Source organism: Kaistia adipata DSM 17808 (assembly GCF_000423225.1).
GTDB classification, from domain to species: Bacteria; Pseudomonadota; Alphaproteobacteria; order Rhizobiales; family Kaistiaceae; genus Kaistia; species Kaistia adipata.
This window is the reverse complement of record NZ_AUHO01000007.1, coordinates 33,387-56,576: the sequence shown is the minus strand read 5'-3', so window position 1 is coordinate 56,576 and position 23,190 is coordinate 33,387. Positions and strand designations below refer to the sequence as shown.

General features: G+C 67.2%; 27 protein-coding genes and 1 tRNA gene. 14 read left to right on the top strand and 14 right to left on the bottom strand.

The genetic code is table 11. The annotated features are described in order from the left end of the window. The first annotated feature begins 2 nt into the window (after positions 1-2). On the top strand, positions 3-1,358 hold the full coding sequence (gene trbL / locus G539_RS0105155) for a P-type conjugative transfer protein TrbL (protein WP_029074256.1): 1,356 nt from the start codon (positions 3-5) through the stop codon (positions 1,356-1,358). Continuing rightward, positions 1,355-2,044: a conjugal transfer protein TrbF gene (trbF, locus tag G539_RS0105150; protein WP_029074255.1), complete on the top strand. Its 690-nt coding sequence runs from the start codon at positions 1,355-1,357 to the stop codon at positions 2,042-2,044. The genes trbL and trbF overlap by 4 nt, the downstream gene beginning before the upstream one ends. Positions 2,045-2,049: 5 nt before the next feature. Here trbF and G539_RS0105145 read toward each other — a convergent pair whose 3' ends face one another. After that, positions 2,050-2,427, bottom strand: coding sequence for a nuclear transport factor 2 family protein (locus G539_RS0105145; protein ID WP_029074878.1), 378 nt, complete (start codon positions 2,425-2,427; stop codon positions 2,050-2,052). A gap of 96 nt (positions 2,428-2,523) precedes the next feature. Between G539_RS0105145 and trbG the strand changes: the two genes are divergently transcribed. From trbG to G539_RS26545, 7 genes are all read left to right on the top strand, one after another. Beyond that, the gene (gene trbG / locus G539_RS0105140) at positions 2,524-3,441 is read left to right on the top strand and encodes a P-type conjugative transfer protein TrbG (protein ID WP_200523655.1); all 918 of its coding nucleotides are present in this window, start codon (positions 2,524-2,526) and stop codon (positions 3,439-3,441) included. After that, the gene (locus G539_RS0105135; RefSeq protein WP_029074253.1) at positions 3,438-4,574 is read left to right on the top strand and encodes a TraB/TrbI/VirB10 family type IV secretion system protein; all 1,137 of its coding nucleotides are present in this window, start codon (positions 3,438-3,440) and stop codon (positions 4,572-4,574) included. The genes trbG and G539_RS0105135 overlap by 4 nt, the downstream gene beginning before the upstream one ends. Before the next feature lie 2 nt (positions 4,575-4,576). Then, positions 4,577-4,798: a DUF2274 domain-containing protein gene (locus tag G539_RS0105130; protein ID WP_029074252.1), complete on the top strand. Its 222-nt coding sequence runs from the start codon at positions 4,577-4,579 to the stop codon at positions 4,796-4,798. A 135-nt stretch (positions 4,799-4,933) separates the two neighbouring features. Further along, positions 4,934-5,251 carry a hypothetical protein gene (locus G539_RS26935; RefSeq protein WP_029074251.1) on the top strand — a complete coding sequence of 106 codons (318 nt, stop codon included), beginning with the start codon at positions 4,934-4,936 and terminating at the stop codon, positions 5,249-5,251. Further along, positions 5,248-5,601 carry a toxin-antitoxin system TumE family protein gene (locus tag G539_RS0105120; RefSeq protein ID WP_029074250.1) on the top strand — a complete coding sequence of 118 codons (354 nt, stop codon included), beginning with the start codon at positions 5,248-5,250 and terminating at the stop codon, positions 5,599-5,601. The genes G539_RS26935 and G539_RS0105120 overlap by 4 nt, the downstream gene beginning before the upstream one ends. Further along, positions 5,598-5,996 (top strand): HVO_A0114 family putative DNA-binding protein, encoded by a 399-nt coding sequence (locus G539_RS0105115; protein ID WP_029074249.1) that lies wholly within the window; start codon positions 5,598-5,600, stop codon positions 5,994-5,996. The genes G539_RS0105120 and G539_RS0105115 overlap by 4 nt, the downstream gene beginning before the upstream one ends. After that, positions 5,993-7,651, top strand: a complete 1,659-nt coding sequence (locus G539_RS26545) for a recombinase family protein (RefSeq protein ID WP_029074248.1) — start codon at positions 5,993-5,995, stop codon at positions 7,649-7,651. Before G539_RS0105115 ends, G539_RS26545 begins: the two co-directional genes overlap by 4 nt. Here G539_RS26545 and G539_RS0105105 read toward each other — a convergent pair. Beyond that, a tRNA-Arg gene (locus G539_RS0105105) sits at positions 7,622-7,698 on the bottom strand. The two genes, G539_RS26545 and G539_RS0105105, sit on opposite strands and share 30 nt — an antisense overlap. 271 nt (positions 7,699-7,969) lie before the next feature. Beyond that, positions 7,970-9,457: an OpgC domain-containing protein gene (gene opgC / locus G539_RS23720; RefSeq protein WP_156911837.1), complete on the bottom strand. Its 1,488-nt coding sequence runs from the start codon at positions 9,455-9,457 to the stop codon at positions 7,970-7,972. A 360-nt stretch (positions 9,458-9,817) separates the two neighbouring features. Here opgC and G539_RS23715 point away from each other — a divergent pair, with 360 nt between their 5' ends. Together G539_RS23715 and G539_RS0105090 are read left to right on the top strand one after the other, a co-directional pair. Continuing rightward, complete coding sequence (locus G539_RS23715) at positions 9,818-10,939, top strand: lactonase family protein (RefSeq protein ID WP_051231122.1); 1,122 nt, start codon at positions 9,818-9,820, stop codon at positions 10,937-10,939. Positions 10,940-11,056: 117 nt separating this feature from the next. Further along, positions 11,057-11,698: a LysE family translocator gene (locus tag G539_RS0105090; RefSeq protein WP_029074247.1), complete on the top strand. Its 642-nt coding sequence runs from the start codon at positions 11,057-11,059 to the stop codon at positions 11,696-11,698. Here G539_RS0105090 and G539_RS0105085 read toward each other — a convergent pair. From G539_RS0105085 to G539_RS0105070, 4 genes are all read right to left on the bottom strand, one after another. Continuing rightward, positions 11,676-12,107 (bottom strand): hypothetical protein, encoded by a 432-nt coding sequence (locus tag G539_RS0105085; protein ID WP_029074246.1) that lies wholly within the window; start codon positions 12,105-12,107, stop codon positions 11,676-11,678. The two genes, G539_RS0105090 and G539_RS0105085, sit on opposite strands and share 23 nt — an antisense overlap. Beyond that, complete coding sequence (gene rlmN / locus G539_RS0105080) at positions 12,107-13,315, bottom strand: dual-specificity RNA methyltransferase RlmN (RefSeq protein ID WP_029074245.1); 1,209 nt, start codon at positions 13,313-13,315, stop codon at positions 12,107-12,109. Before rlmN ends, G539_RS0105085 begins: the two co-directional genes overlap by 1 nt. Positions 13,316-13,497: 182 nt before the next feature. Then, on the bottom strand, positions 13,498-14,022 hold the full coding sequence (locus G539_RS0105075; RefSeq protein ID WP_029074244.1) for a P-loop nucleotide/nucleoside kinase family protein: 525 nt from the start codon (positions 14,020-14,022) through the stop codon (positions 13,498-13,500). A 32-nt stretch (positions 14,023-14,054) separates the two neighbouring features. Continuing rightward, entirely contained in the window at positions 14,055-14,609 is a 555-nt protein-coding gene (locus G539_RS0105070; RefSeq protein ID WP_156911835.1) for a TetR/AcrR family transcriptional regulator, read from the bottom strand. 264 nt (positions 14,610-14,873) lie between these two features. On the opposite strand from G539_RS0105070, the gene G539_RS0105065 reads away from it, so the two are divergent. Further along, the gene (locus tag G539_RS0105065) at positions 14,874-16,391 is read left to right on the top strand and encodes an MFS transporter (RefSeq protein ID WP_029074242.1); all 1,518 of its coding nucleotides are present in this window, start codon (positions 14,874-14,876) and stop codon (positions 16,389-16,391) included. A 66-nt stretch (positions 16,392-16,457) separates the two neighbouring features. Here G539_RS0105065 and prmB read toward each other — a convergent pair whose 3' ends face one another. From prmB to G539_RS0105040, 5 genes are all read right to left on the bottom strand, one after another. After that, positions 16,458-17,423 carry a 50S ribosomal protein L3 N(5)-glutamine methyltransferase gene (prmB, locus tag G539_RS23710; RefSeq protein ID WP_051231121.1) on the bottom strand — a complete coding sequence of 322 codons (966 nt, stop codon included), beginning with the start codon at positions 17,421-17,423 and terminating at the stop codon, positions 16,458-16,460. Positions 17,424-17,631: 208 nt separating this feature from the next. Then, on the bottom strand, positions 17,632-18,012 hold the full coding sequence (locus G539_RS0105055) for a YidB family protein (RefSeq protein ID WP_029074241.1): 381 nt from the start codon (positions 18,010-18,012) through the stop codon (positions 17,632-17,634). A 75-nt stretch (positions 18,013-18,087) separates the two neighbouring features. Continuing rightward, positions 18,088-18,858: a hypothetical protein gene (locus tag G539_RS23705; RefSeq protein ID WP_156911833.1), complete on the bottom strand. Its 771-nt coding sequence runs from the start codon at positions 18,856-18,858 to the stop codon at positions 18,088-18,090. Between the two features lie 204 nt (positions 18,859-19,062). Further along, positions 19,063-19,458 carry a CopM family metallochaperone gene (gene copM / locus G539_RS0105045; RefSeq protein WP_029074240.1) on the bottom strand — a complete coding sequence of 132 codons (396 nt, stop codon included), beginning with the start codon at positions 19,456-19,458 and terminating at the stop codon, positions 19,063-19,065. Between the two features lie 90 nt (positions 19,459-19,548). Beyond that, a complete protein-coding gene (locus G539_RS0105040) occupies positions 19,549-19,911 on the bottom strand; it encodes a hypothetical protein (RefSeq protein ID WP_156911831.1) in 363 nt (120 codons plus the stop codon). 91 nt (positions 19,912-20,002) lie between these two features. Between G539_RS0105040 and G539_RS0105035 the strand changes: the two genes are divergently transcribed. Then, the gene (locus G539_RS0105035; RefSeq protein ID WP_245576805.1) at positions 20,003-21,103 is read left to right on the top strand and encodes a TRAP transporter substrate-binding protein; all 1,101 of its coding nucleotides are present in this window, start codon (positions 20,003-20,005) and stop codon (positions 21,101-21,103) included. 4 nt (positions 21,104-21,107) lie between these two features. On the opposite strand, the gene G539_RS0105030 is transcribed toward G539_RS0105035, so the two are convergent. Together G539_RS0105030 and G539_RS0105025 are read right to left on the bottom strand one after the other, a co-directional pair. Beyond that, positions 21,108-21,602: a GNAT family N-acetyltransferase gene (locus G539_RS0105030; RefSeq protein WP_035830411.1), complete on the bottom strand. Its 495-nt coding sequence runs from the start codon at positions 21,600-21,602 to the stop codon at positions 21,108-21,110. 12 nt (positions 21,603-21,614) lie between these two features. Further along, positions 21,615-22,136: a GNAT family N-acetyltransferase gene (locus tag G539_RS0105025; RefSeq protein ID WP_029074236.1), complete on the bottom strand. Its 522-nt coding sequence runs from the start codon at positions 22,134-22,136 to the stop codon at positions 21,615-21,617. Positions 22,137-22,241: 105 nt separating this feature from the next. Between G539_RS0105025 and G539_RS0105020 the strand changes: the two genes are divergently transcribed. After that, on the top strand, positions 22,242-23,150 hold the full coding sequence (locus tag G539_RS0105020) for a LysR family transcriptional regulator (RefSeq protein WP_029074235.1): 909 nt from the start codon (positions 22,242-22,244) through the stop codon (positions 23,148-23,150). Positions 23,151-23,190: the final 40 nt, after the last annotated feature.

Here is a 23,190-nt window from a genome sequence, read left to right as displayed (position 1 = left end):
CCATGGGAAACACGGGCGTCATCGACAATTTCCTCGGCGTATTCACGCGCTACATCGACAGCGGGTTCGGGCTGTTGTCTGGCGAAGTCGCCTTCATCGCTACCACCCTGATCGTCATCGACGTGACGCTTGCCGCGCTCTTTTGGGCATGGGGCGCAGATGACGACATCATCGCTCGGCTGGTGAAGAAGACCCTTTTCGTGGGCGTCTTCGCCTACATCATCGGCAATTGGAACAACCTCGCCCGGATCGTCTTCGAGAGCTTCGCCGGCCTCGGTCTCATGGCGTCGGGCACCGGCTTTTCTGTCACCGGTCTGACGCGGCCGGGCCGCGTAGCGCAGACCGGCCTCGACGCCGGCCGCCCGCTGCTCGACTCCATTTCCGACCTGATGGGCTGGATCGCCTTCTTCGAGAACTTCATCCAGATCGCGTGCCTGCTGTTCGCATGGGCGCTCGTGGTGTTGGCCTTCTTCATCCTCGCCATCCAGCTTTTCGTGACCCTCATCGAGTTCAAGCTGACCACGCTTGCCGGCTTCGTCCTCATCCCCTTCGGCCTGTTCGGCAAGACCGCCTTCATGGCCGAGAAGGTCTTGGGCAACGTGGTGTCCTCCGGCATCAAGGTTCTGGTGCTCGCCGTCATCATCGGTATCGGCAGCACCTTGTTTTCGCAATTCACGGCCGGTTTCGGCGGGGCGACCCCGACCATCGACGACGCCATGGCGATTGTGCTGGCAGCTCTGTCGCTGCTCGGCCTCGGCATCTTCGGCCCCGGCATAGCAAACGGCATCGTTTCGGGCGGCCCGCAGCTCGGCGCGGGTGCTGCCGTGGGAACCGGGCTTGCGGTCGCAGGTGCAGCCGTCGCCGCTGGCGGCGGGGCCATGCTCGCCGCCAAAGGTGGTGCCGCTGCCCTGTCCGGCGGGGCCGCGGCCGTCCGCGGCGGCGCGGCCACCGCGGGCGCGGCGACCGCCGCCTATAGCGTCGGATCGCTTGGCCAGTCCGGCGCGGCAGGCGTCGCCTCCGGTCTCGGCGGCGTCGGCCGCGCAGCAGGTTCGGCCGCCATCTCACCCCTCAAACGCGCCGCCGCGCGGGCCAGCGAATCCGTCAAATCCAGCTTCTCCGAAGGTTCGAAGGCCGGATTCGGCGCAAGCGGCGGCAGCTCCACCATGGGAACGGTCGGCGGGAGCGATGCTGCGCCCGCATCGCCGGCACCATCCGCCGGTCCTCCGGCCTGGGCGCAGCGCATGCAGCGTTCGCAAGCCCTCAACCACGGCACGACCATGGCCGCCCATGCGGTGCGCTCCGGCGACAGCCACGGCTCCGGTTCCTCCATCAATCTTTCCGAAAGTGACCGCTCATGAGCATCTTCAAACGACCAGCAACTCATTACGGCAAGACGCCGGAACCCGAGACGCCTTATCAGCGCGCCGCGCAAGTGTGGGACGAGCGTATCGGCTCGGCCCGCGTGCAGGCGCGGAACTGGCGGCTCATGGCCTTCGGCTCGCTGATCCTCTCGGCCGGCTTCGCCTCTGCGCTGGTCTGGCAGTCCGCGCGTGGGACCGTGGTGCCTTGGGTCGTGCAGGTGGACAATCTCGGTCAGGCGCAGACCGTCGCGCCAGCCAATGCCGACTATCGCCCGACCGATCCGCAGATTGCTTTCCATCTCGGCCGCTTCATCGAACAGGTCCGCGCGATCCCGGCCGACGCGATCATCGTCCGCCAGAACTGGTTTCGCGCCTATGAATGGACCACGGATCGCGGCGCGGCGGCATTGAACGATTACGCCCGCGCCAATGACCCTTTCACCAAGGTCGGCCGCCAACAGGTCGCCGTCGAGGTGTCCAGCGTCATCCGGGCCTCGCCCAACAGCTTCCGCGTCGCGTGGACGGAAAGGCATTTCGAGAACGGCCAGCTTTCCACCACGGAACGATGGACGGCCATCCTCACTATCGTCATCCAGCCGCCGCGCGACGCCGAGCGCCTGCGCGCCAATCCGCTGGGAATCTACGTCAATGCAATTTCGTGGTCGCGGGAGATGAGCCAATGACAACGTCAGCTTGCATCAATCACCTCGCTGATCTTTCCCTTGGAGATCATGAAGAACGAGGTGCCCGCTATCTCGATCTTCTGCCCAGCCTTCCAGCCGTTGGGCAGGTCGGCCTTGACCTTGGCGCGATAGCCGATGCGCACCGCTGCACGGTCCTCAATGGCGATGCAGTCGAGAATTGTCTGTTCTCTTTCCGCAAACAATTCAACACCCTGTTCCGCCAACGCGCGAAATGCCTCAATCCCATGCGTCTCGTTCGTCACTTCTCCGTTCGATCTGTTGATAAACCGAACGTCGCCCGACAGGCAGTCGAGCATCGCCTGAACATTCATCGTGTTGTAGGCGTCGATATACCGGGCAACAATCGTCGGGACAGTATCCATCCTGTCAGTTCCTCACTACTAATCCTAAAGCCGCTATCGTATGCTATTTTTGTGACGGTCGTGGCAATCGCTTTGACCGGCTGCGCCACCAATCGGATGCCGCAATTCAGCTATGACGCCAGCGTTCCGCCGCTGCCGACCGTGCAGGCGGCAGCAGTCGACAACACGCCCCGGCCGCTGCATGTGCCCCCGGCATGGACCGTGGCGCGGGGCGGTACGGCTGCCGGCACGCCGACCGGCCGCGTCGAGAACGCCAATGCAGCCGCCCGCGTCGAGCCGCGCCGCGAAGGCTACTACAACGCCATCCAGATATATCCGTGGTCGGAAGGCGCGCTCTATCAGGTCTATGCCGCAGTCGGGCAGATCACGACGATCGCGCTGGAGCCGGGCGAGAGCCTGACCGGCGCGGGGCCAATCGCGGCGGGCGACACCGCCCGCTGGATCATCGGCGACACGGAATCCGGTTCGGGCGCGAACCGCCGCGTCCATATCCTCGTGAAGCCGACGCGACCCGACATCGCCACCAACCTTGTCGTCACCACCGACCGGCGCACCTACATGATCGAGCTGCGCGCCCGGGAATCGCTCTACATGCCCGCCGTCGCCTGGGCCTATCCCGCGACGCCCGGCCAGCGCCGCACCGTTCCGACAGCCCCGATCATCCCCGCCGAGGCGGCGCGGAACTATCGCTACGCCTTGCAGGTGCAGGGCGATAGCCCGCCATGGCGGCCCGTCTCCGTCTTCGACGATGGCCGCCGCGTCTATGTCGTCTTCCCGGCCGGGATCGTGCAGGGCGAGATGCCGCCCATCTTCGTGCTTGGCGCGAACGGCGAGCCGCAGATCGTCAACAGCCGAGTCCACCAGAACGTCCTGATCGTGGACCGCCTGTTCGGCGCGGCCGAGCTGCGCCTTGGCTCTGGCAGCCGCCAGCAGGTCGTCAGGATCGTCCGCACCAACCCGACGCAGGCCGCCGACGCGCAGCCCGCCAGCGCGACCGGAGGCTCCCCGTCATGACCGACAACACCATCACCGAAACCGCAGCCCCCATGCGGCTGCGCGCCGAGCCGCCGCGCGTCACCCGCCTGTCCCGCAAGATGCTGGCGGGCGTCGGCGCGGTTGCGTTGCTCGGCATCGGCGGCGCACTCATCTATGCGCTCCAGACCCGCGACGGAGGGCCGGACGGCGGCGAACTCTACTCGACCGAGAACCGGCCCACGGCGGACGGCCTCGCCGGTCTGCCAAGCGACTATAGCGGGCCGGTGCTCGGCCCCGCGCTGCCCGGAGATTTGGGCCGTCCGATCCTCGACGCGCAGAACCGAGGGCAGCCCGTCGCACCGCCTACGATGGCGACGCCCGCCGTCGATCCCGCCGAGGAACGCCGCCGCGCCGAGGAAGAAGCCGCGCGCTTAAGCAATGTGTTCTTCCAGTCCGGCCCGCGCACGGGATCGCCGGCAGGGACGGCCATGCCCAGCCTTGCCGGTCTTGGCCTCGGCGGACAGCCCGCGACGCAGGACCGGCACGCGGCTTTCCTCAATGGACCCGTGGACCGGCAGACTGTCGCGCCGGATCGTGTCGCGCCGCCGGCATCGCCCTACATCCTTCAGGCCGGGGCCGTGATTCCGGCCGCGCTCATCACCGGCATCCGTTCGGACCTGCCGGGCCAGATCACGGCTCAAGTGACCGAGAACGTCTATGACAGCCCGACCGGGTCGCTGCTGCTGATCCCGCAGGGAACGCGCATCATCGGCCAATACGATGACGGCGTGACCTTCGGCCAGCGAAGGGTGCTCTTGGTGTGGAACCGCCTGATCCTGCCGGGCGGCCGTTCCATCGTCCTTGAGCGTCTGCCGGGTGCGGACGCTTCCGGTTACGCCGGGCTTGAGGATGGCGTGGATTACCACTGGTGGGATCTGATGAAGGCCGCAGGGCTGTCCACGCTGCTCGCAGTCGGCACGGAACTGGCGACCAGCGACGAGGACCGGCTTATCCGGGCCATCCTCGACGGGGCGCAGGATACCGTCAATCAGGCGGGGCAGCAGATCGTCCAGCGCCAGTTGCAGGTCGCACCGACGCTGACCATCCGGCCCGGCTTCCCGGTCAGGATCATCGTCACCCGCGACCTTGTATTCGAACCGGCAGGAGGTTGACCATGACCAAGCTGAAACTCGGCCCGCTGCCCGACGACAAGCCCGTGAAGATCACCGTGGAGCTGCCTGCGCCACTTCACCGCGATCTGGTCGCCTATGCCGAGGTGCTGGCCCGCGAGAGCGGCCAGCCCGCCGCCGATCCCGTCAGGCTCATCGTGCCGATGCTGGAGCGGTTCATCGCAACGGATCGCGGCTTCGCCAAGGCACGGCGAGCCGCCAACTGAGTCCCATCCCGGCAGGGGTGCCGCCAGCGCATAGGCGCAAATGCGGCACGCTACAGGCCGCCGACTGCCCTCCATGGTTCGCCTAATTCCGGGGCCTTGAGCGCCTCGGATTCCAACAGAACCAAGGAGGATTCCATGTGCGCAGAGCGCCGCCGCGCCCGGAGAGGGCGACCGCGACAGTCGATCCCCGAACCACTTCCCGACGATCTTTTCGACTACGCCGACGATCCTACGCCCGACGGCCGGACGCGAGCCGGCAACATGCCACTTCTCGGCCCGGATGGGCAGAGGATGCGTGTCACCGACGACTGGCCCGAAGACATTCCCGTCACCGAAGCCGAGATTGACGTGTTCGAGCGTTGGTTCGGCGATGTGTTCGACGAACTCTTGAACCCGAGAAAGCCGAATGACAGCTTGCAATACCTATCACAAACTGATAGGAAAAAGACGTGAGCGTGGATCGTGATCCAAGCCTCGACACGCTTCTGGACCTCGACGGACAGATGCTCTTTGTCGATCCCGAGGGCGGCCATTGGGTGAAGTTCGTCGTCACCCGCGTTCCGGCCTCGCCGGAAAAGCCGCACGGCCTCGATTATTCGCTCACGCTTCACGAGCCTTCGGGCGAACGGCTGGTCGGCTTCGACAATGCCCATCCGGTCGGCCGAGGCAGGCGCGGCGCGCCGATGGACCATCGGCACCGCTTTCAGACCGTGAAGCCTTACGCCTACGAGGATGCGGCCACGCTGCTGGCCGACTTCTGGCAGGCCGTGGACGCGGTATTGAAGGAACGAGGTGCCCTATGACCACATTGAAAGTCGGGATTGCCGACTATGAAGAAATGAAGGCCCGCACCATGCGGATCGCGCGCGGCGAGGAAAAACCTGCGCCCAGCGATCCGAAGGTGTGGTTCACCTCGACCGAATCCTTTGCCAAGGTGCTGTCGGCCGGCAACCGCGAACTGCTGCGCATCATCGCCGAGAAAGCCCCGGCATCGCTGGAGGAACTGGCGGAAATCACCGGCCGGGCCGGCTCCAATCTGTCACGCACCCTGAAAACCATGGAGAACTACGGTCTTGTGCGACTCGAACCGGGGCATGGGCGTAAGCTCGCGCCCAAGGTGGTGCATGACCGCGTGGAGCTGGCGTTGCCCCTGATCGACCACCCCAAGATGAAGAAAGCTATGGGAGGCCGACCATGAACATTCACAGCCCAACCACTACCGCCCGCGCCGCGCTCTACCTGCGCGTTTCGACTGCCCGGCAGGCGGAGCATGATATTTCCATTCCCGACCAGAAGCGGCAGGGCGAAGCCTATTGCGAGCAGCGCGGCTATCAGCTCGTTGAGACTTATGTGGAACCGGGCGCAACCGCCACCAACGACAAGCGCCCCGAATTCCAGCGCATGATCGAGGCGGGCACGTCGAAGCCCGCGCCCTTCGACATTGTCGTGGTGCATAGCTTCTCGCGCTTCTTCCGCGATCACTTCGAGATGGAGTTCTACGTTCGCAAGCTGGCGAAGAACGGCGTCAAGCTCGTGTCCATCACGCAGGAAATGGGCGACGATCCCATGCACCAGATGATGCGGCAGATCATGGCGCTGTTCGACGAATACCAGTCCAAGGAGAACGCCAAGCACGTCCTGCGCGCCATGAACGAGAATGCCCGGCAGGGTTTCTGGAACGGCGCACGGCCGCCCATCGGCTATCGCATCGTCGCGGCCGAGCAGCGCGGATCGAAGATCAAGAAGAAGCTGGAGATCGACCCGCTGCACGCCGACACCGTGCGGCTGATCTATCGCCTGTTCCTCGAAGGAGACGGCACGTCCGGCGCGATGGGCGTCAAGGCCATCGCCACCTATCTCAACGAGCGCCGCTTCTTCACCCGCGACGGAGGGCGTTGGGGATTGGCGCAAATCCACGCCATCCTGACCCGCACCACCTATATCGGCGAGCACAGGTTCAACACCCGCTCGCACAAGGATCGGGAGAAGAAGCCGGAGAGCGAGGTCGCCATCATGGCGGTGCCGCCCCTAATCGAGCGCGAGACGTTCGACGCGGTGCAAGCCCGCCTCAAGTCCCGCAATCCCATGGTGACGCCTGCACGTGTCTCCAGCGGCCCGACGCTCCTGACCGGCATTTGCTTCTGCGCCAAGTGCGGGGGAGCGATGACGCTTCGCACCGGCCAAGGCAGCACGGGCGCGACATACCGCTACTATACCTGCTCGACCAAGGCCCGGCAGGGCAAGACCGGCTGCAAGGGTCGCACGATCCCCATGGACAAGCTGGACCATACGGTCGCCGATTATATCGGGGACCGCCTGCTCCTGCCCAAGCGGTTGGAAACCGTCCTTGCCAGCGTCATCGACCGCCGACAGGAACGCACCGAGCGCCGCCGCGAGCATCTTGCCGAGCTTCAAAGGCGAATCACGGAAGCCGACCAGCGGCTCGGCCGTCTCTTTGACGCCATCGAAGCCGGCATGGTGGACAAGGACGACGCCATGGCAAAGGAACGCATGGTGAGCCTCAAGGCATTGCGGGATCAAGCCGCCGCCGACGCGGAGCGCACGCAGCTCGCGCTCGATAGTTCAGGCAATCAGGGCGTCACCCCCGATATGCTCAAGGGGTTTGCCCGCAAAGCCCGTGAACGGATCAGGCTCAACGATGGCGGCTACCGCCGCGACCATCTACGCGCGCTGGCGCAGCGTGTCGAGGTTGCCGACGACGAGGTTCGCATCATGGGATCGAAGTCGGAACTGCTGCGAACGCTGGTCGCCGCTTCAAGCGTAGAAACGGCGGCGTTCGGCGTTCATAGTTCTGTTCTGAAATGGCGCACCCGACACGATTCGAACGTGTGACCTCTGCCTTCGGAGGGCAGCGCTCTATCCAGCTGAGCTACGGGTGCAGGCCGGAGGCGGCAGGGCCGCGTGCCGGACTACATAACCGAAGCACCGGCCGGCAGCAATGCCGAAAGCCAAGCTTTCAACGAAGAGTTCGCAACCTCGGAATTCTCCTCCGCCGCGAACGCCGTCCGATCGCCCGGCCGCCGACCCGATCGCGAGGCTCCCGGCTACCATGCAACCGGTCGCCCGGCACGTCGCTCGGCGGCCAACCGACGGCAACATCGCGTGCCGGGCCGGCTTCCGCCCGCGCCATGCCGCCGCGGCGGCCTTCGATCAGCCCGCCGGCGCCGGGGCCATGCCGGCCGCCACGCGCGGCCGCAGCGGCCGCGCCGCATCGGCAAGCCGCGCGGCGACCCAGAGCAGGACCAGCCCGCCGCCCAGGAAGACGATGTCGAACAGCGCGCCGGCGCGCACATGGCTCACCAGTACCTGGCCCACGGCCGACAGCAGCGAGAGCAGCGCGAACATCAAAAGGCCGTGCCGGCCGATCGCGGCGAGCGGCGCGAACACGGGCAGGCGGCGGCAGAGCTTCGTCAGCCCGGAGGCATGGATGACGTAGGCGAGCGCCAGGAAATGCGTCAGCCGCGTCAGCCCCAGCGCCGACTTGTTGACGTCGAGATGACCATGCACGCCGATCCAGTTGCGGACGGCGCCCGGCCCGCTCGGCGAGATCAGGAACCCGATGGCCACGACGGCGGCGGCGACGGCGACCAGCGCCGGCTGAATCGGGACCGTGCCCGTCCGGCGCAAGGTCAGCCCGGCGGCGACGCCGATCGCCATCACGAACTGCCAGGTGAGGGGGTTAAGGAACCAGCCGCCCTGCCCCGGCCAGTTGGGCAGGTTCCAGCCGAAGCCGCGTGCCACGGCATAAAGCAGCGCCGAGGCGACCAGCATCAGCCCGATGTCGATCCGCGCCAGCCAGAGCTGGGCCGGTACGGCGAGGATCAGCACCAGATAGAGCGGCAGGATGTTGAAATAGCCGAGCTGGTGGCCAAGCGTCAGGATGCCGATCAGGCAGGTCCAGGCGTCGGCGACGTAGAGCTGCAGGCCGAGCCCCTTCAGGAGCGACGGATCGCGCCAGTAGAGCGCGCCGGCCGAGAAGATGGCGATCGCCGCGAAGGAGAGCGCGACATGGACGCCATAGAGCTTCAGGACGCGCCGCAGCAGCGCCAGGAGAACGCCGGTCTGCGCGCCGGGCTGGAGGCGATGGCCATAGGCGAGCGCCAGCGACATGCCGGACAGGAAGACGAAGGCCTCGGCTGAATCCGAGGCGCCAAAATTGCGATGCGTGATCGCCTCGACGATGTTGCCGGGGACGTGGTTGACGAAGATGGTGCAGAGGATGAGGCCGCGCCAGAAATCGATGCCGTCGAAGCGCGCGCCGGCCGCGGCGCGCTGCTCGGCGAGCGCCGCGCGGCGATCCCGATTAAGCGCCGCGCGCGACCATTCGCAGAGCGCGACGATGCCGGCGCAGACCAGCGCGTAGAGCACCAGCGGCGGCACCTGCTGCGACGACATGCGGAACGTGTAGATCGGCTCCAGCCAGAAGAAGACGGCGAGCAGCGAGGTCAGCGCCGTAGCGAGAATGGCGGGGCCCCGCCCGAACAGGGCAGCTCCCAGCAGGACGGCCGGCGCGAACAGGAAGAAGGAGAAGCTGTGCCAGGGCCATTGCAGGCGGAGCGCGAAGCAGGGCAGCACGAACAGGCAGGTCAGCCCATATTGCGCGGGCATGGCGATGCGCTGCCCGAATGGAAGGATCACGAACAAAACCTCCTGATCGTCGACCAGCCTGTGTCGGCGCCCTGCCCGGCGGCAGGCGCGGCGATCTAGAGCATGGATCGCCGGCTAAGGGAACGAGCTGCCCAGCGTTTCCGCCGTTTTCGCTCGCGCCATCCGGACAAGTTGGTCTCCCGCCAACATTTCGTATGGAGGCAGAAGCTTAAGCCGGCTCAGATGGCGAAATTGCGCCAGACGCGCCGTCGCAGCATGCGGAACGCGGAAGTGCGTTTGCCAGGGATCGCAACCGTGAATATTGCGAATGCTCCGTGACGAGGCCGGCCGAAAATGGCTATCGTACCGACCGGGACGGCGACATCGGCCGCATTCGGGGGGAGCATCGACTTGGCTGAGCAGAAGGTATTCGTCTATGTCGGAGGCTGCAGCCGCCCGACGCCCTATTTTGCCTCGGCCAATGCGCGCGGCATTTCCGTCTTCGCCTTCGATACGGAAACGGCGACCGCGACGCTCGTCGCCACCCAGGCCGGCATCGAGAACCCGACCTTCCTCGCCGCGGCCGCCGACGGCGCCACGCTCTATGCGACGAGCGAGGTGATGGAGTGGAACGAGGGCCTGATCAGCGCCTACCGGATCAATCCGGCCAGCGGCAAGCTCGCCTATATCAACCGCCAGTCGGCGCTCGGCGGCATCACGGCGCATGCGAGCCTCGACCGCTCCGGCCGCAACCTGCTGCTCGCCAACTACATGATGCTGCCCGAGACCGAGCTGCCCAACCAGTCGGTCGCCGTCTTCCCGATCCGCGCCGATGGCGGCCTGGCGCCGGCCTCGGCCTCGGCCGCCCATCCCGGCAAGGGACACGATCCGGCCCGGCAGGACCGGTCGCATGCGCATTGCGTGCTGGCGACGCCCGACAATCGCCACGTCGTCGTCAGCGACCTCGGCATCGACCGTCTCGTCACCTATCGCCTCGACTCCGTGGCCGGGACGCTGGAGAAGGCGGGCGAGACCGCGCTGCCGCCGGGCTCCGGCCCCCGTCATTTCGTCTTCCATCCGTCGAAGCCGTTCGCCTATGTCGTCAACGAACTCGGCTCGACCGTCGCCTCGCTCGCCTTCGACGCGGAGACCGGCAGCTTCACCGTGCTCGACGTGACCCCGACCGTCGCCGAAAGCGCGCGCTCCGGCAATCATTGCTCGGAGATCCGGCTCGGACCGGACGGCCGCTTCCTCTATGTCGCCAATCGCGGCCATGACAGCCTGTCGATCTTCACAATCGGCGACGACGGCATCGCCCGGCTGCGCAGCACGGTGGCGAGCGGCGGCCGGACGCCGCGCCACTTCGCCTTCGCGCCGGACGGCCGCACGCTCGCCGTCGCGAACCAGGACAGCGACCGCATCGCGCTGTTCGCCGTCGATCCCGACGATGGCGGACTCAGCCATCTCGGCCAGGACATCGCCGTCGGCACGCCGACCGCGGTGTGTTTCGTCACTATCCCCGGCCCGGCCTAGCCGGCACCGGGACAACGGCGCAACGGCGCCCCGGCTCGCGGGTTCCGGGGCGAAAACAGACCGTAGGAGCCGGACGAATCCTCGTGTTATAGCTCGGGCTCCAACGGAGCCTCCGCCATGCTCACCTTCCTGCCGTCGCTGTCCGTCTTCCTCGCCTATCTCGCCGCCGTCATCGCGCTGACGCTAACGCCGGGCCCCGACATGACGCTGTTCCTGGGCAAGGCGATCGGCCAGTCGCGCATGGCCGGCGTCGCCGCCTTTGCCGGCGCCTCGACGGGGCTGGTGGTGCACACGATCGCGGTGGCGATCGGCCTGTCGGCGCTGCTCGCCGCCTCGCCCACCGCCTTCCTGATCCTGAAGGTCGTCGGCGCCGCCTACCTGGTCTATCTTGCCGTGCAGGCGATCCGGCACGGATCGGCGCTGTCGGTCGGCGGCAAGGGCTCGAGCGACGCGATCAGCAAGGTCTATCTGAAGGGCCTGATGGTCAACCTGCTGAACCCGAAGATCATCGTCTTCTTCGTGACCTTCCTGCCGCAGTTCGTCATGCCGTCCGACCCGCATGCGAGCGGCAAGCTGATCTTCCTCGGGCTGATGTTCGTCGTCGTGGCGACGCCGATCAGCATCGCCATGATCTGGTTCGCCGGCTCGCTCGCCACTTTCCTGAAACGTTCGCCGCGGGCGACCCGCGTCGTCGACTGGCTGTTCGCCAGCGTGATGGGCGGCTTCGCCGTCCGCCTTATTCTGGCGCAGGGGAAGTAGGCGCGGCGCGGAAGCCGGTGCCCGCGAGGCGACCGGCGATCAGCCAGTAGGCGAAGCCGGCGACCAGCCCGGCGGCGACCGGCGGCAAGGGCGAATAGTCGGTGCCATAGGCGGAGAGGTGCATGGCAAGGCCGATGGCGCCGCCGAACAGCGTCCACAGGATCATCGACCGAATGCCGAGCATCTCGGCCACCAAGATCCCGCCCAGGAACGGCAGCAGCGCGAAGCGGGTGATGTCGTAGAACACGATGACGACAGGGCCGAAGATCGCGGTGATGTCGCCGTCCGGACCGACCCAGCTCTCCGTCTCGAAGAAGCCGAACGAGCCGAGATAGATCGCGGCGGCGGCAAGGATCGCCACGATCAGCCCAATTGGAATGAGGAAAACGATCCGGAGGAAGGCGCGCATCAGTCCTCGTCGCTGGTGACCATTGCCTCGAGCGCCAGGCGCTCGCGGACGCGCATGCGCTCGCTCTCGCTCTTCAGCTGGCCGCAGGCGGCGAGGATGTCGCGGCCGCGCGGCGTGCGGATCGGCGAAGCGTAGCCGGCGCGGTTGACGATGTCGGAGAAGGCCTCGATCGTCTCCCACTCCGAGCACTGGTAGTTGACGCCCGGCCACGGGTTGAACGGGATCAGGTTGATCTTGGCCGGGATGCCGCGCAGCAGCCGCACCAGCTCGCGCGCGTCGGCGGCCGAGTCGTTGACGTCCTTCAGCATCACATATTCGAAGGTGATGCGGCGGGCATTGGAGAGGCCGGGATAGTTGCGGCAGGCCTCGAGCAGCTCGGCGATCGGGTATTTCTTGTTGAGCGGCACCAGCATGTCGCGCAGGTCGTCGCGGACGGCGTGCAGCGAGATCGCCAGCATCGAGCCGATCTCCTCGCCGGTGCGCGGGATCATCGGCACGACGCCGGAGGTCGACAGCGTGATGCGGCGCTTCGACAGCGACAGGCCCTCGCCGTCCGAGGCGATCAGGAGCGCCTGCTTGACGTTGTCGAAATTGTAGAGCGGCTCGCCCATGCCCATCATGACGATGTTGGAGACGAGGCGGCCCTCGGACGGCACGGCGGCGCCGACCGGCGTCGTCTTGTCCGGGAAATCGCCCAGCCGGTCGCGGGCGACGAGGATCTGGCCGACGATCTCCTCGGCCGTCAGGTTACGCACCATCTTCTGCGTGCCGGTGTGGCAGAACGAGCAGGTCAGCGTGCAGCCGACCTGCGAGGAGACGCAGAGCGTGCCGCGGCCGATCTCGGGAATGTAGACGGTCTCGATCTCGACCGGCCGGCCGGCGCCGCGCGCCGGGAAGCGCAGCAGCCACTTGCGCGTGCCGTCCTGGGAGATCTGCTCCGTGACGATCTCGGGCCGCTTCAGCGTGAAGTTGGCGGCGAGCGTCGCCCGCAGGTCCTTCGAGACATTGAGCATGTCGTTGAAGTCGGTGACGCCGCGCGCATAGATCCAGTTCCAGATCTGCGCCGTGCGCATGCGGATCTGCTTCGGCTCGATGCCGATGCCGGCGAGCTTCTCGCCGATCTCGGGCCGCGACAGGCCGACGAGCGACGGCGTCTCGGAAAGCGGGGACGAAGCAGGAGCGGGTGCCACGGCGAGCGGTGCGGTCATCTTGTCGGGTTCCGGGTGAGCGGCCGGCGCGAAAGGCGCGCATCAGGGCCATCAATCATCTTGGTTGCCGGCCTCATATCACAATTCGGCGGAATTCAGGAATGCTTCAAATGAGACGCCGCCCCGCGCCCGGCAAGGGGCAGCCGCGATCGGCCGTCGCCGACGCTCGTTGAACGCCCGTGTCAGACGGCCGCATCCGCCAGAATGGCGGCCACGACCTCGCCGACGCTCATCGCCGAGCTGTCGATCCAAAGCCCGATCCGCGGCGCCTCGCGGACCAGCGCCTCGGCGAGGATCTCGGGCGGGAAAGCGTCGCTGTAGCCCGTCTTGGGCCTTTCCCGGTCGCGGCGCGCCAGCGTCGCGGCGTCCGGCGCCAGCACCACGATGCGCGGATCGAGATCGGCGAGGCGTTCCGCCACCGCGAGCAGATAGGGACCGATCAGGATGTCCTGATAGACCACGGAGAACCCAGCCGCGTGATAGCGCCGGGCCGCGTCGCAGGCGAGATCGTGGCGCAGCTTCAGCTGCGCCTGCGCCTCGTCGTCGAGGATCGGGCCCATGGTGGCCGCCCCGCTGACGATCATCCGGCGAAACACGTCGCCTCTGAGATGCACGGCTTTCGGCAGCGCCTCGGCGACAGCCTGGGCGACCGTGGATTTTCCCGCCGCCATGGCGCCGGTGATGATGAAAAGGCGAGGTTCGGACATGGCGCTAGCCTAGGCTGGCACGGCCGTGGTCATCAACCCTGCGTCGAGGTCAGCGCATCCCAGCCGCGCATGGCGCTATGCGCCACGGAGATCAGCGTCTCCGCATCGGCGCCGTCGCGCGCCTCGATCGACATGCCCTTGATGATCGTGCCGAAATAGGCGGCGATGCGGGCGAGGTCGAGGCCGGGCGGCAGTTCGCCGTCGGCGACGCCGCGCTCCAGCCGGGCGCGGATGCGCTGCGCCATGTCCTTGCGCTGGTCGCAGAGGAACTGCTGCGCCGAATCCGTGTCGGGACCGCCATTGGTGGCGCCCAGCATCAGGAAACAGCCGGTCGGCTTGTCGGGCTGCGCGCAGGAGCGGGCGCTGGCGATCAGCATGGCGGCGATCGAATCCCGCGTCGTCAGATCGCCCTCGAGCATCTTCAGCGTGCAGGAATCGTCGGTCGCCACATAAAGCGCGACCGCCTCGCGAAAAAGCCCCTCCTTCGAGCCGAAGGCGGCGTAGAGCGACGGCGAATTGATGCCCATCGCCTCGGTCAGCTCCGAGATCGAGGTGCCGGCGTAGCCGCGAGCCCAGAACACTTCCATCGCCCGCTCGAGGGCCACGGCTCGGTCGAAGCTCCGGGGACGTCCGCGTGCATTCATGGCGTGCAGCAGCCCTTTTCTTTTTGTATCGATCAACAAATAAAGCGCTTGACGGCGGGAAGCAAGCGATTATGGTTTATGTATCGACCGACACATAAATTGTGCCGGTGGTGACCAGAGCGCGCGGCGCCTCTCCCGCCGCGCGCTTCACCCTTTGCGACGGGCGGCCGCCAACGACCGCCCCTGCCCAACAGATTCGAGACCATCATGACCGACGCCTCTCACCAGGCGGCCGCGGGGCGACATCTCGTCCTCGCCGCCGTTTTCCTCGTTGCCGTCATAATGCCGCTGTCCTTCACCGGCCCCGCCGTCGCGACGCCGGCGATCGGCCGCGACTTCGCCGGCGAGCTCTCGCAGCTGGTCTGGATCGTCAACGGCTTCATGCTCGCCTTCGGCAGCACGATCATGCTCGGCGGCGCGCTCGCCGACCAGTTCGGCCGCAAGCGCATGTTCCGGATCGGCGCGATCGGCTTCACCCTCGCCTCCTTCGCCGTCGGCCTCGCCCCGAACGTGCTGATCCTCGACCTGCTGCGCGCGCTGCAGGGCATCGCCGCGGCGCTGACCATCTCGGCCGGTTTCGCCGCCGTGGCGCAGGATTATGAGGGCCCGGCCCGCACCCGCGCGCTCGGCCTGCTCGGCACCGGCTTTGGCATCGGCATCGCCTTCGGCCCGATCATCGCCGGCGCGCTGATCGAAAGCCTCGGCTGGCGGGCCCTGTTCTTCGCCACCGCCCTGGCCGGCATCGTCATCCTCGTCGCCGGCGTGCCGCGCATGCGCGAGACGCGCGATCCCGGCGCGACCGGCATCGACCACTGGGGCGCGGCGAGCTTCACCGCCATGCTGGTCGCCCTGATCTTCGGCATCATGCTGGGCCCCGACCATGGCTGGGCCCACCCACTCGTCGTGGCGCTGCTCGCCGGCGCGGCGATCCTGCTGGCCGGCTTCATCGCCATCGAGCTCATGCAGAAGCGGCCGATGCTCGACCTGTCGCTCTTCCGCTATGCCCGCTTCGTCTCGGTGCAGGCATTGCCGGTCGCGGTCGCCTACTCCTTCATCGTGCCGTTCATCCTGCTGCCGGCGCGCTTCATCCGGATCGAGGGCATGAGCGAGCTGGAAGTCGGGCTGATGCTGCTGCCGCTCAGCCTGCCGATCGCGACGATCCCGTTCATCGCCGCCAACCTCACGCGCTGGATTCCGTCCGGCATCCTGGCCGGGCTCGGGCTCGTCGTCGCCGGCGTGGGCGTGCTGCTGCTGGCGCTGGTTCCCGTCGGAAGCCCCGGCACGGCCTTCATCCTGCCGCTCGTCCTGATCGGCGCCGGCGCTGCGCTGCCCTGGGGCCTGATGGACGATCTTGCCATCAGCGTCGTGCCGACGGAACGCGCCGGCATGGCGACCGGCATCTTCGGCACGATGCGGGTCGCCGGCGAGACGGTCGCGATCGCGCTGGTCGGCGCGCTGATGACGGTGTTCGTGTCGAACGGGTTCGGCGGCATGCCCGCCGGCGCAGCCAATGCGATCGCCGGCGGCGACCTCGATGCCGCCGCGGCGCTGGCCCCGTCGATCGCTCGCATGGCCGCCGCCGACGCCTATGGCGACGCCTTCCGCGCCACCATGCTCGTCTGCGCCGCGATCACCTTCGCCGCCGCGCTGGTGACGCTGGTCACGTTGCGCGCGCGCCGGCCGAAGCCGGCGGCCGAGCCGATCATGCTGGAGATCGGCGCCTGACCGGCGCATGAGAAAGGCCCTCCCCCGCGACGCGGGAGAGGGCCAATTCGATTGCCGGCGTGACAATCAATCGTCGGCGGGCGTCTCGTCCTCGAAGTCCTCGGTATCGAGATCGGCGACGCCGAGGCTCTGGGCCGAGAGCCAGAACACCTCGCCCTCGCTCTCGTCGGTATCGAGCCAGAAGAAGTCGAGATGCGGATACTCCGCTTCGATGATCTCGCGGCCGGCGCCGATCTCGCACAGGATGCCGCCGCCCGGATTGAGATGGGCAGGCGCCGCCTCGAGGATTCGCCGCACGATGTCCAGACCGTCGAGGCCGGAGGCCAGCGCCATCTCCGGCTCGTGCCGGTACTCTTCCGGCAGCTCTTCCATGGCGATCTCGTCGACATAGGGCGGGTTGGTTAGGATCAGGTCGTAGCGCTTGTCGCCGAGCGGCGCGAACAGGTCGCCCTCGTAGAGCTCGATCCGGTTGCCGAGGCCATGCTCGGCGACGTTGATCTTGGCGACCTCGAGCGCATCCGGCGACAGGTCGACGGCATCGATCTCGGCATTGCCGAACACGTCCGCGGCGAGGATCGCCAGCGAGGCCGAGCCGGTGCAGAGGTCGAGCACGGTCTCGATCGACGACAGGTCCTCGACCAGCGTGAACTCGTCGCCGCCGAAGAACTCGGAGTAGAGCAGCTCGCCGATGAAGGAGCGCGGCACGATCACCCGCTCGTCGACATAGAAGGGCACGCCCTGGATATAGGCGCGCTTGAGCAGATAGGGGGTCGGCTTGCGCGTCGTCACGCGCGCCTCGATCAGGTCGGCGAGACGCTTGCGCTCGTCCGGCATCAGGCGCGCATCGAGGAACGGCTCGAGCGTGTCGATCGGCAGCTTCAGCCCCTCGAGCACCAGATAGGCGGCGTCGTCGAACGCCGTCGAGGCGCCATGGCCGAAGGCCAGACCCGCCTGGTTGAAGCGGCTGATCGCATAGCGGAGGAAGTCGCGGATCGTGACGAGCTGATCGGCGGGGCTGGATTCGATGGTCACGGCGGGCTCATGGTTAAGAAATCGTTTCGCCCCCGTCCTATCAGGTCAGCGCGCCGCGCGCACCACCCGCGCCTGCGATCTCCAGTCCCAGTCTGTGCAATAAGCCACCGGACGACGGCACCGGCGGGACCCGAGCGAAACAGCGGCTCCAGAAACGAACATGGCCGGAGACGAGCCCCGGCCACGCATCACGTCATCGATCCGTGCCTCAGACCGGAGGCGGCGTCAGCGTGCCGTCCGGGCTCAGCTTGTCGACCGTGGGCGGCAGCACCTTGGCCAGGAGCTCGCCGACCTGATCCATCGGAATGCCGAGCTGGGTGCCGATCGTCTGCAACTGCTCATTGCCGAGCGCCGAACGAAGATCATCGGCGCTGATCGGCAGGTTGCTGCCCTGGCCGAGCCAGGAGGCGACCTGCGCCCCGAGGCCCGAACTCTGCAACTGGTTCAGCACGCCGTCGAGACTGCCGAACTGCGTGTTCGCGAGCGCCCCGTTCAGGGCCTGACCAAGGGCGTCCAGCTGGACGCCCTCGCCGCTCTTGCCCTGAAGCGCGCCGAGGACATTGCCGACAATACCGTCAAAGATACCCATGATGGTTCTCCTTCAAAACGGAACGCCGTTCATCGCCCCCCGAAGCGGAATTCGGTTCGGTCGACCCCGCCTGCCTTACTGGCCCTTGGCCTTCAGGCGCTTGTTGCAGTCGCTCCAGTATTGCGGCCACTTGGCGCCCTGCGGCAGCTTGCCGGCCGCCTTGCGCTCCTGCCACTCGGCGCCGCAGGCGCGAATGCGCACGATCGCCGCCTGCTGGCCGGGGGTGAGCGGACGCTTGCCGGCGGTCTTCGCCGCCGTGTTCATCTTGGCGGCCTGCTCCGGATCGGGCAGCGCAATGCCTTCGTCCGCCTCGATCGCGTTGTCGGCGGCCTTGGCGGCCTTGCCCTTGGCGGCCTTCGCCGGCGCGGCATCATCCGCCGGATTGGCGGCGGCGTAATCCTTGGAACACTGGCTCCAGAACTTCGGCCAGGTCTGGCCGGCCGGAATGCTGCCGGCCTCCTTCATCTTGGCCCATTCGGCGCTGCACGAGGCCATGGCCGTCGACTTGCCGCCAGCCGCGGCAGCCGGCTCCGCCGCCTTCTCGGCCGGCTTGGCCTTGGCCGCCTTGGTGTCGGTCGCCTTGCTGTTCGTCGACTTGCTGTTCGTCGACTTGGCGGCCGGAGCCGCATCCTCGGACGGATGGGCGGCGTCGTAATCCTTGGCGCACTGGCTCCAGAATTTCGGCCAGGTCTGGCCATCGGGAACCGTGCCGGCGGCCTTCATCTTGGCCCAGTCGTCGCTGCAGGACTGCATGGCCGTCGACTGCGCTGCCGCGGGCAAGGTCGCGGCAAACAGGCCGAGGGCCATGCTCGCGCCGACCAAGAGAAGCCTTGCTTGCATCTTCATAGTGCCGATCTCCTTCGATGCCGCCAAACGGCAACGGGCCTGACGAGGCGGCAGGTCGTCGAACCTTGCCCCCAGAGGCGAAGGAACATCCAGCCGGAGCGCGTGTCAATCGCCGCGCATGGTTCAGGGTAAATATCGGCGAAGTCGTCGCAAAGCATCACGGCCGCCAAACCGGCGGCCGTGAGCTTGCATCTGGTTAGCCTGCTACTGGCTGTTCTTGCCGGCGTTCTTGGCGAGCCAGTCCTTCATGAAGGCGATCTCTTCTTTCTGGGCCTTGATGATGGCCTCGGCCAGCTTCCGCGCCTCCGGATCCTTGCCATATTTCAGCTCGATCTCGGCCATGGCGACCGCGCCCTCGTGATGCGGGATCATGGCGCGGATGAAATCGACATCGGCATTGCCGGAATAGTCGATCGCCATGCCCTCCATCATGGCCTTGTCGGCCGCGCGGAACGCCTTGGTCGAGGCGGTGTCGCCCGCCTTCGGCGCCGACATGGCGCCATGGTCCATCTTGCTGTGGTCCATCTCCTGCGCCGAGGCCGGCAGCGCTGTGAAGGCAAGGGAAGCGGCGATCGCCGCGATGGTCAGAACGGATTTCATGATCGTTTCTCTTATGGTGATGAGGCGGGTCCCCTGCTGTCGCCGTCGCGGACCCGCGAGCGCCGGCGAAGGATGAATGCGCGCGAACGATCAGGCGCGCGGCGGTGGCAGATCCGGTCCCAGCGCGATCGACACCGGCATGGTATCGGAGCCCGGACGCAGAATCGCCTCGGGCATCGCCGGCAGAAGCGGCGGGGCGCCGACCACCTCGGCCATCATCGGCAGCGCGTAGCAGCACTGCGCCATGACCGGCAGTCCCGCATGCCCGTGTCGATCCGGACCTGGCTGCGGCGCCATCGCATGCGGACAGTCCGCCGTCGCGTGCACCGGCATCGCCTGGGCAGGCGCTACGCCGCCCGGCAGGAGCAGGTTGATCGCGATCAGGATGAGGACGGCAAGCCGCCTGACGATATGCACGGGACAGAAACTGGCGTTCCGATCCGGCTGCGTCAAGGACGCGAGTTTTCTGTTCACGCACGCCTGATATGTATTCAGCCGTCATTCAGCACTGATAGGCTGTAATCGACTTTTTCGAGAGGGTTGCATGTCGGAACGGAAGATGGTGGATCGGCGCCGCGTGATCGGCTTCGGCGCAGCCGGGCTCGGAGCGAGCCTCGGCATGCCGGCCATCGCCCGCGCCGCCGACAGCGTCGTCTGGAAGATGGCGACCTGCTGGCAGAAGGATGCGCCGGGCGTTGCCGCCAATGCGCAGCGCCTCGCCGACACCATCGCCGCGCTATCCGCCGGGCGCATGACGGTGCAGGTATTCCCGGCCGGCGACCTGGTCGCGCCCAACCAGGTGTTCGACGCGGTCTCGACCGGCAAGGCCGAAATGGGCCACGGCTCGCCCTTCTTCTGGGCGGCGAAGGATCCGGCGTTCCACTATTTCTCCGGCGTCCCCTTCGGCCTGACGGCCGGCGAGCATGCCGCCTGGCTCGCGACGGGCGGCGGCCAGGCATTGTGGGAGCGTGCCTATGAGCCGTTCGGCGTGCTGCCCTTCTATGCGGGGTCGACCGGTCCGCAGGCCGCCGGCTGGTTCAAGCGCGAGATCCAGAAGCCGGAAGACTTCAAGGGCCTCGCCATCCGGATCACCGGGCTCGGCGCCGAGGTCCTGAAGCGGCTCGGCGCCAATCCGGTGCTGCTGCCGCAGGGCGACATCGCCGCCGCGCTCGAAGCGGGAACGATCGACGCGGCCGAATGGGTCGGCCCCTGGAACGACCTGGCGCTCAATCTGCCGCGCGCCGCGCCCTTCTGCTACATGCCGGCCTTCCACGAGCTGGCGACGGCGCTCGAGCTGACCGTCAACCAGGCCGCCTTCGACGCCCTGCCGGACGATCTCAAGGCGATCGTCCGCGCCGCCGCGCAGGCAACCGCCAGTGCGACCTCCGCCGACTTCACCGCCAACAACATCATCGCCCTGCCGATGCTGGTCGAGCGCGGCACGGTGGTGAAAGCCTTCCCCGACACCGTGATCGAGGCGCTCGCCAAGACTTCGGCCGACGTCCTTGCCGAGATCGGGGAATCGAGCCCGATGGCGAAGGAGGTGCACCCCGCCTTCATCCTGTTCCGCAAGAAGGCCGTCGCCTATGCCGCCGTGGCCGACGGCGCGGCCCTCGCCATGCGGGCCCGCGCGCTGGCGATGTAGATCGTCAGCCGAGCGTCTTCTGCAGGAAGACGAGATCGAGATAGCGGCCGAACTTGAAGCCGAGTTCCGGCATGCGGGCGGTCTCGACGAAGCCGTGGCGGGCATGCAGGCGGATCGACACCTCGTTGCCCGCCTCGATGCCGGCGACCATGACATGCTTGCCGTTCGCCGCCGCGTGCTCGACCAGCGCGCCGAGCAGCGCCGTGCCGGCGCCCTTGCCGCGCGCGGCGCTCGCCACATAGATCGAGTTTTCGACGGTGAAGCGATAGCCCTGGAAGGCACGGAAATCGCCGTAGCTCGCATAGCCGAGGACGTCCCCGCCCTCCACCGCGACCAGCACGGGATAGCCCTGGCCCTGCCGCGCCGCGAACCAGGCAAGACGGTTGTCGAGGTCGACGACGTCGTCGTTCCAGATCGCCGCGGTATTCAAGACGGCATCGTTGTAGATCGCCAGGATGGCGGGAATATCGGCCTCGGTGGCCGGGCGGATCAGGGTCATGGTTCAGGCCGATCAGATTGTCTTGTAGAAGAAAGTCGCGGCTTCGAGCCGCCCGTCGGGCGTGAGCGAGTGCCCCGGCATCACGCCGAACTCGATCCAGCCGGTGGCGCGGTAGAGCGCCTCGCCGGCCGAGCCGGTCTGCGTATCGAGATGCAATAGCGTCTTGCCGGCGCGCCGCGCCACCTCTTCCGCCGCCGCGAGAAGTTGCCGGCCGACGCCCCGACGGCGGACGCTGGAATGCACCAGCATCTTGCCGATCTCGGCCCGGTGCGGACCGTTCGGCTGCGGCGCGAAGGTGACGACGACGGTGCCAACGATCCGGCCGTCCGCCTCGGCGACAAGCAGCACGCGGCCGCCCGCCTCGATCGCCTCCATCTGGCCCTGCCAGAAGGTGGCTGCCTCCGCCTCCGACAGCCCGGCCAGGAAGTTCACCGAAGCGCCATGCGCGACCGCATCGACGAGGATGACGGCGAGCTCCGGAACGGCGGCGCGCGCCGCGGGGGCATCCAACTCGCGGATGGTGGTCGTGGCCATGTCGTCTCCCTGGCGCCGATGTCCGAAAATCGGGCTTCATGATAAAATTTGTCAATGATAAACTCGTTCGATAGCTATTCTCGAACGACGTCATAGAAAATCTCGATGGATATCGATCAGCTCCGCAGCTTCGACCGGATCGTGCGCGACGGCAGCTTCACCAAGGCGGCGGCCCGGCTCAACGTCACCCAGGCGACGATCTCCACCCGCATCCGCACGCTGGAGAGCCATGTCGGCGGAACCTTGTTCACCCGTGGCCGCAAGGTCGAGCTGACGGAACGCGGCGCGACGTTCCTGCCCTACGCGAGGCGCGTGCTCGCCACCCTGCTCGAAAGCGAGGATGCGCTGCGCAATGTCGACCGCGGCCGCATCGCGCTCGCCTCGCTGCGCAGCCTGGTCGACCCGCTGGCGACGCCGACCGTGCTCGACTTCATGCGCGCGCATCCCCGCGTCGAGCTGCTGTTCGAGGAAGGCCGTCATCGCGACATCGCCGAATGGCTGCATGATCGCCGCATCGACCTCGCCCTCATCGGCTGGCCGAATTTCGATCCGCTGCTCGAGGCGCTCGAGCCGATCGCGATCATCCGCGAGAAGGCGGTTCTGGCCGCCTCGCCGGCGCTCGCCCGCGAGATCGGGCCGGCGCCGACGCTCGACCGCGTCTTCGCCGTCGCGCCGCATTTCCTCTCCTTCTACTGGTGGCAAGTGACGCCGGACGCCATCACCTCGCTGCGCCACCGCGCCCGCGCCGCATCGCAGGTGCTGTTCGGCTCCGGCCGGGCGCTGATCGCGCGCGGCGAAGCCATCGGCCACCTGTTGGAGGCCGGGATCGCCGACGAACTCGCGCGCGGCGAACTGGTCGATCTCGCGCCGATCGACATGCCGCCGATCTGGCGCGATTCAGCCCTCGTCGCAGGCGCCCAGGACACGCTTTCACGACCGCTCGTAGCCGAGCTCGCCGACCGAATCGTGCGCCGTGCCGGCGAACTTGGCGTGCTCCATGCGGATCGGCGTTAAAAAGGCAATTTTCAGCGCTTTGCGGCCAACAACCTTGATG

What these genes read in the sequence shown, in the direction of transcription:
- trbL (WP_029074256.1), top strand. Translation starts at nt 3, where the DNA reads ATGGGAAACACGGGCGTCATCGACAATTTCCTCGGCGTATTCACGCGC.
- trbF (WP_029074255.1), top strand. Translation starts at nt 1,355, where the DNA reads ATGAGCATCTTCAAACGACCAGCAACTCATTACGGCAAGACGCCGGAA.
- G539_RS0105145 (WP_029074878.1), bottom strand. Translation starts at nt 2,427, where the DNA reads ATGGATACTGTCCCGACGATTGTTGCCCGGTATATCGACGCCTACAAC.
- trbG (WP_200523655.1), top strand. Translation starts at nt 2,524, where the DNA reads ATGCCGCAATTCAGCTATGACGCCAGCGTTCCGCCGCTGCCGACCGTG.
- G539_RS0105135 (WP_029074253.1), top strand. Translation starts at nt 3,438, where the DNA reads ATGACCGACAACACCATCACCGAAACCGCAGCCCCCATGCGGCTGCGC.
- G539_RS0105130 (WP_029074252.1), top strand. Translation starts at nt 4,577, where the DNA reads ATGACCAAGCTGAAACTCGGCCCGCTGCCCGACGACAAGCCCGTGAAG.
- G539_RS26935 (WP_029074251.1), top strand. Translation starts at nt 4,934, where the DNA reads ATGTGCGCAGAGCGCCGCCGCGCCCGGAGAGGGCGACCGCGACAGTCG.
- G539_RS0105115 (WP_029074249.1), top strand. Translation starts at nt 5,598, where the DNA reads ATGACCACATTGAAAGTCGGGATTGCCGACTATGAAGAAATGAAGGCC.
- G539_RS26545 (WP_029074248.1), top strand. Translation starts at nt 5,993, where the DNA reads ATGAACATTCACAGCCCAACCACTACCGCCCGCGCCGCGCTCTACCTG.
- G539_RS0105090 (WP_029074247.1), top strand. Translation starts at nt 11,057, where the DNA reads ATGCTCACCTTCCTGCCGTCGCTGTCCGTCTTCCTCGCCTATCTCGCC.
- G539_RS0105085 (WP_029074246.1), bottom strand. Translation starts at nt 12,107, where the DNA reads ATGCGCGCCTTCCTCCGGATCGTTTTCCTCATTCCAATTGGGCTGATC.
- rlmN (WP_029074245.1), bottom strand. Translation starts at nt 13,315, where the DNA reads ATGACCGCACCGCTCGCCGTGGCACCCGCTCCTGCTTCGTCCCCGCTT.
- G539_RS0105075 (WP_029074244.1), bottom strand. Translation starts at nt 14,022, where the DNA reads ATGTCCGAACCTCGCCTTTTCATCATCACCGGCGCCATGGCGGCGGGA.
- G539_RS0105070 (WP_156911835.1), bottom strand. Translation starts at nt 14,609, where the DNA reads ATGGAAGTGTTCTGGGCTCGCGGCTACGCCGGCACCTCGATCTCGGAG.
- G539_RS0105065 (WP_029074242.1), top strand. Translation starts at nt 14,874, where the DNA reads ATGACCGACGCCTCTCACCAGGCGGCCGCGGGGCGACATCTCGTCCTC.
- G539_RS0105055 (WP_029074241.1), bottom strand. Translation starts at nt 18,012, where the DNA reads ATGGGTATCTTTGACGGTATTGTCGGCAATGTCCTCGGCGCGCTTCAG.
- G539_RS23705 (WP_156911833.1), bottom strand. Translation starts at nt 18,858, where the DNA reads ATGAAGATGCAAGCAAGGCTTCTCTTGGTCGGCGCGAGCATGGCCCTC.
- copM (WP_029074240.1), bottom strand. Translation starts at nt 19,458, where the DNA reads ATGAAATCCGTTCTGACCATCGCGGCGATCGCCGCTTCCCTTGCCTTC.
- G539_RS0105035 (WP_245576805.1), top strand. Translation starts at nt 20,003, where the DNA reads ATGTCGGAACGGAAGATGGTGGATCGGCGCCGCGTGATCGGCTTCGGC.
- G539_RS0105030 (WP_035830411.1), bottom strand. Translation starts at nt 21,602, where the DNA reads ATGACCCTGATCCGCCCGGCCACCGAGGCCGATATTCCCGCCATCCTG.
- G539_RS0105025 (WP_029074236.1), bottom strand. Translation starts at nt 22,136, where the DNA reads ATGGCCACGACCACCATCCGCGAGTTGGATGCCCCCGCGGCGCGCGCC.
- G539_RS0105020 (WP_029074235.1), top strand. Translation starts at nt 22,242, where the DNA reads ATGGATATCGATCAGCTCCGCAGCTTCGACCGGATCGTGCGCGACGGC.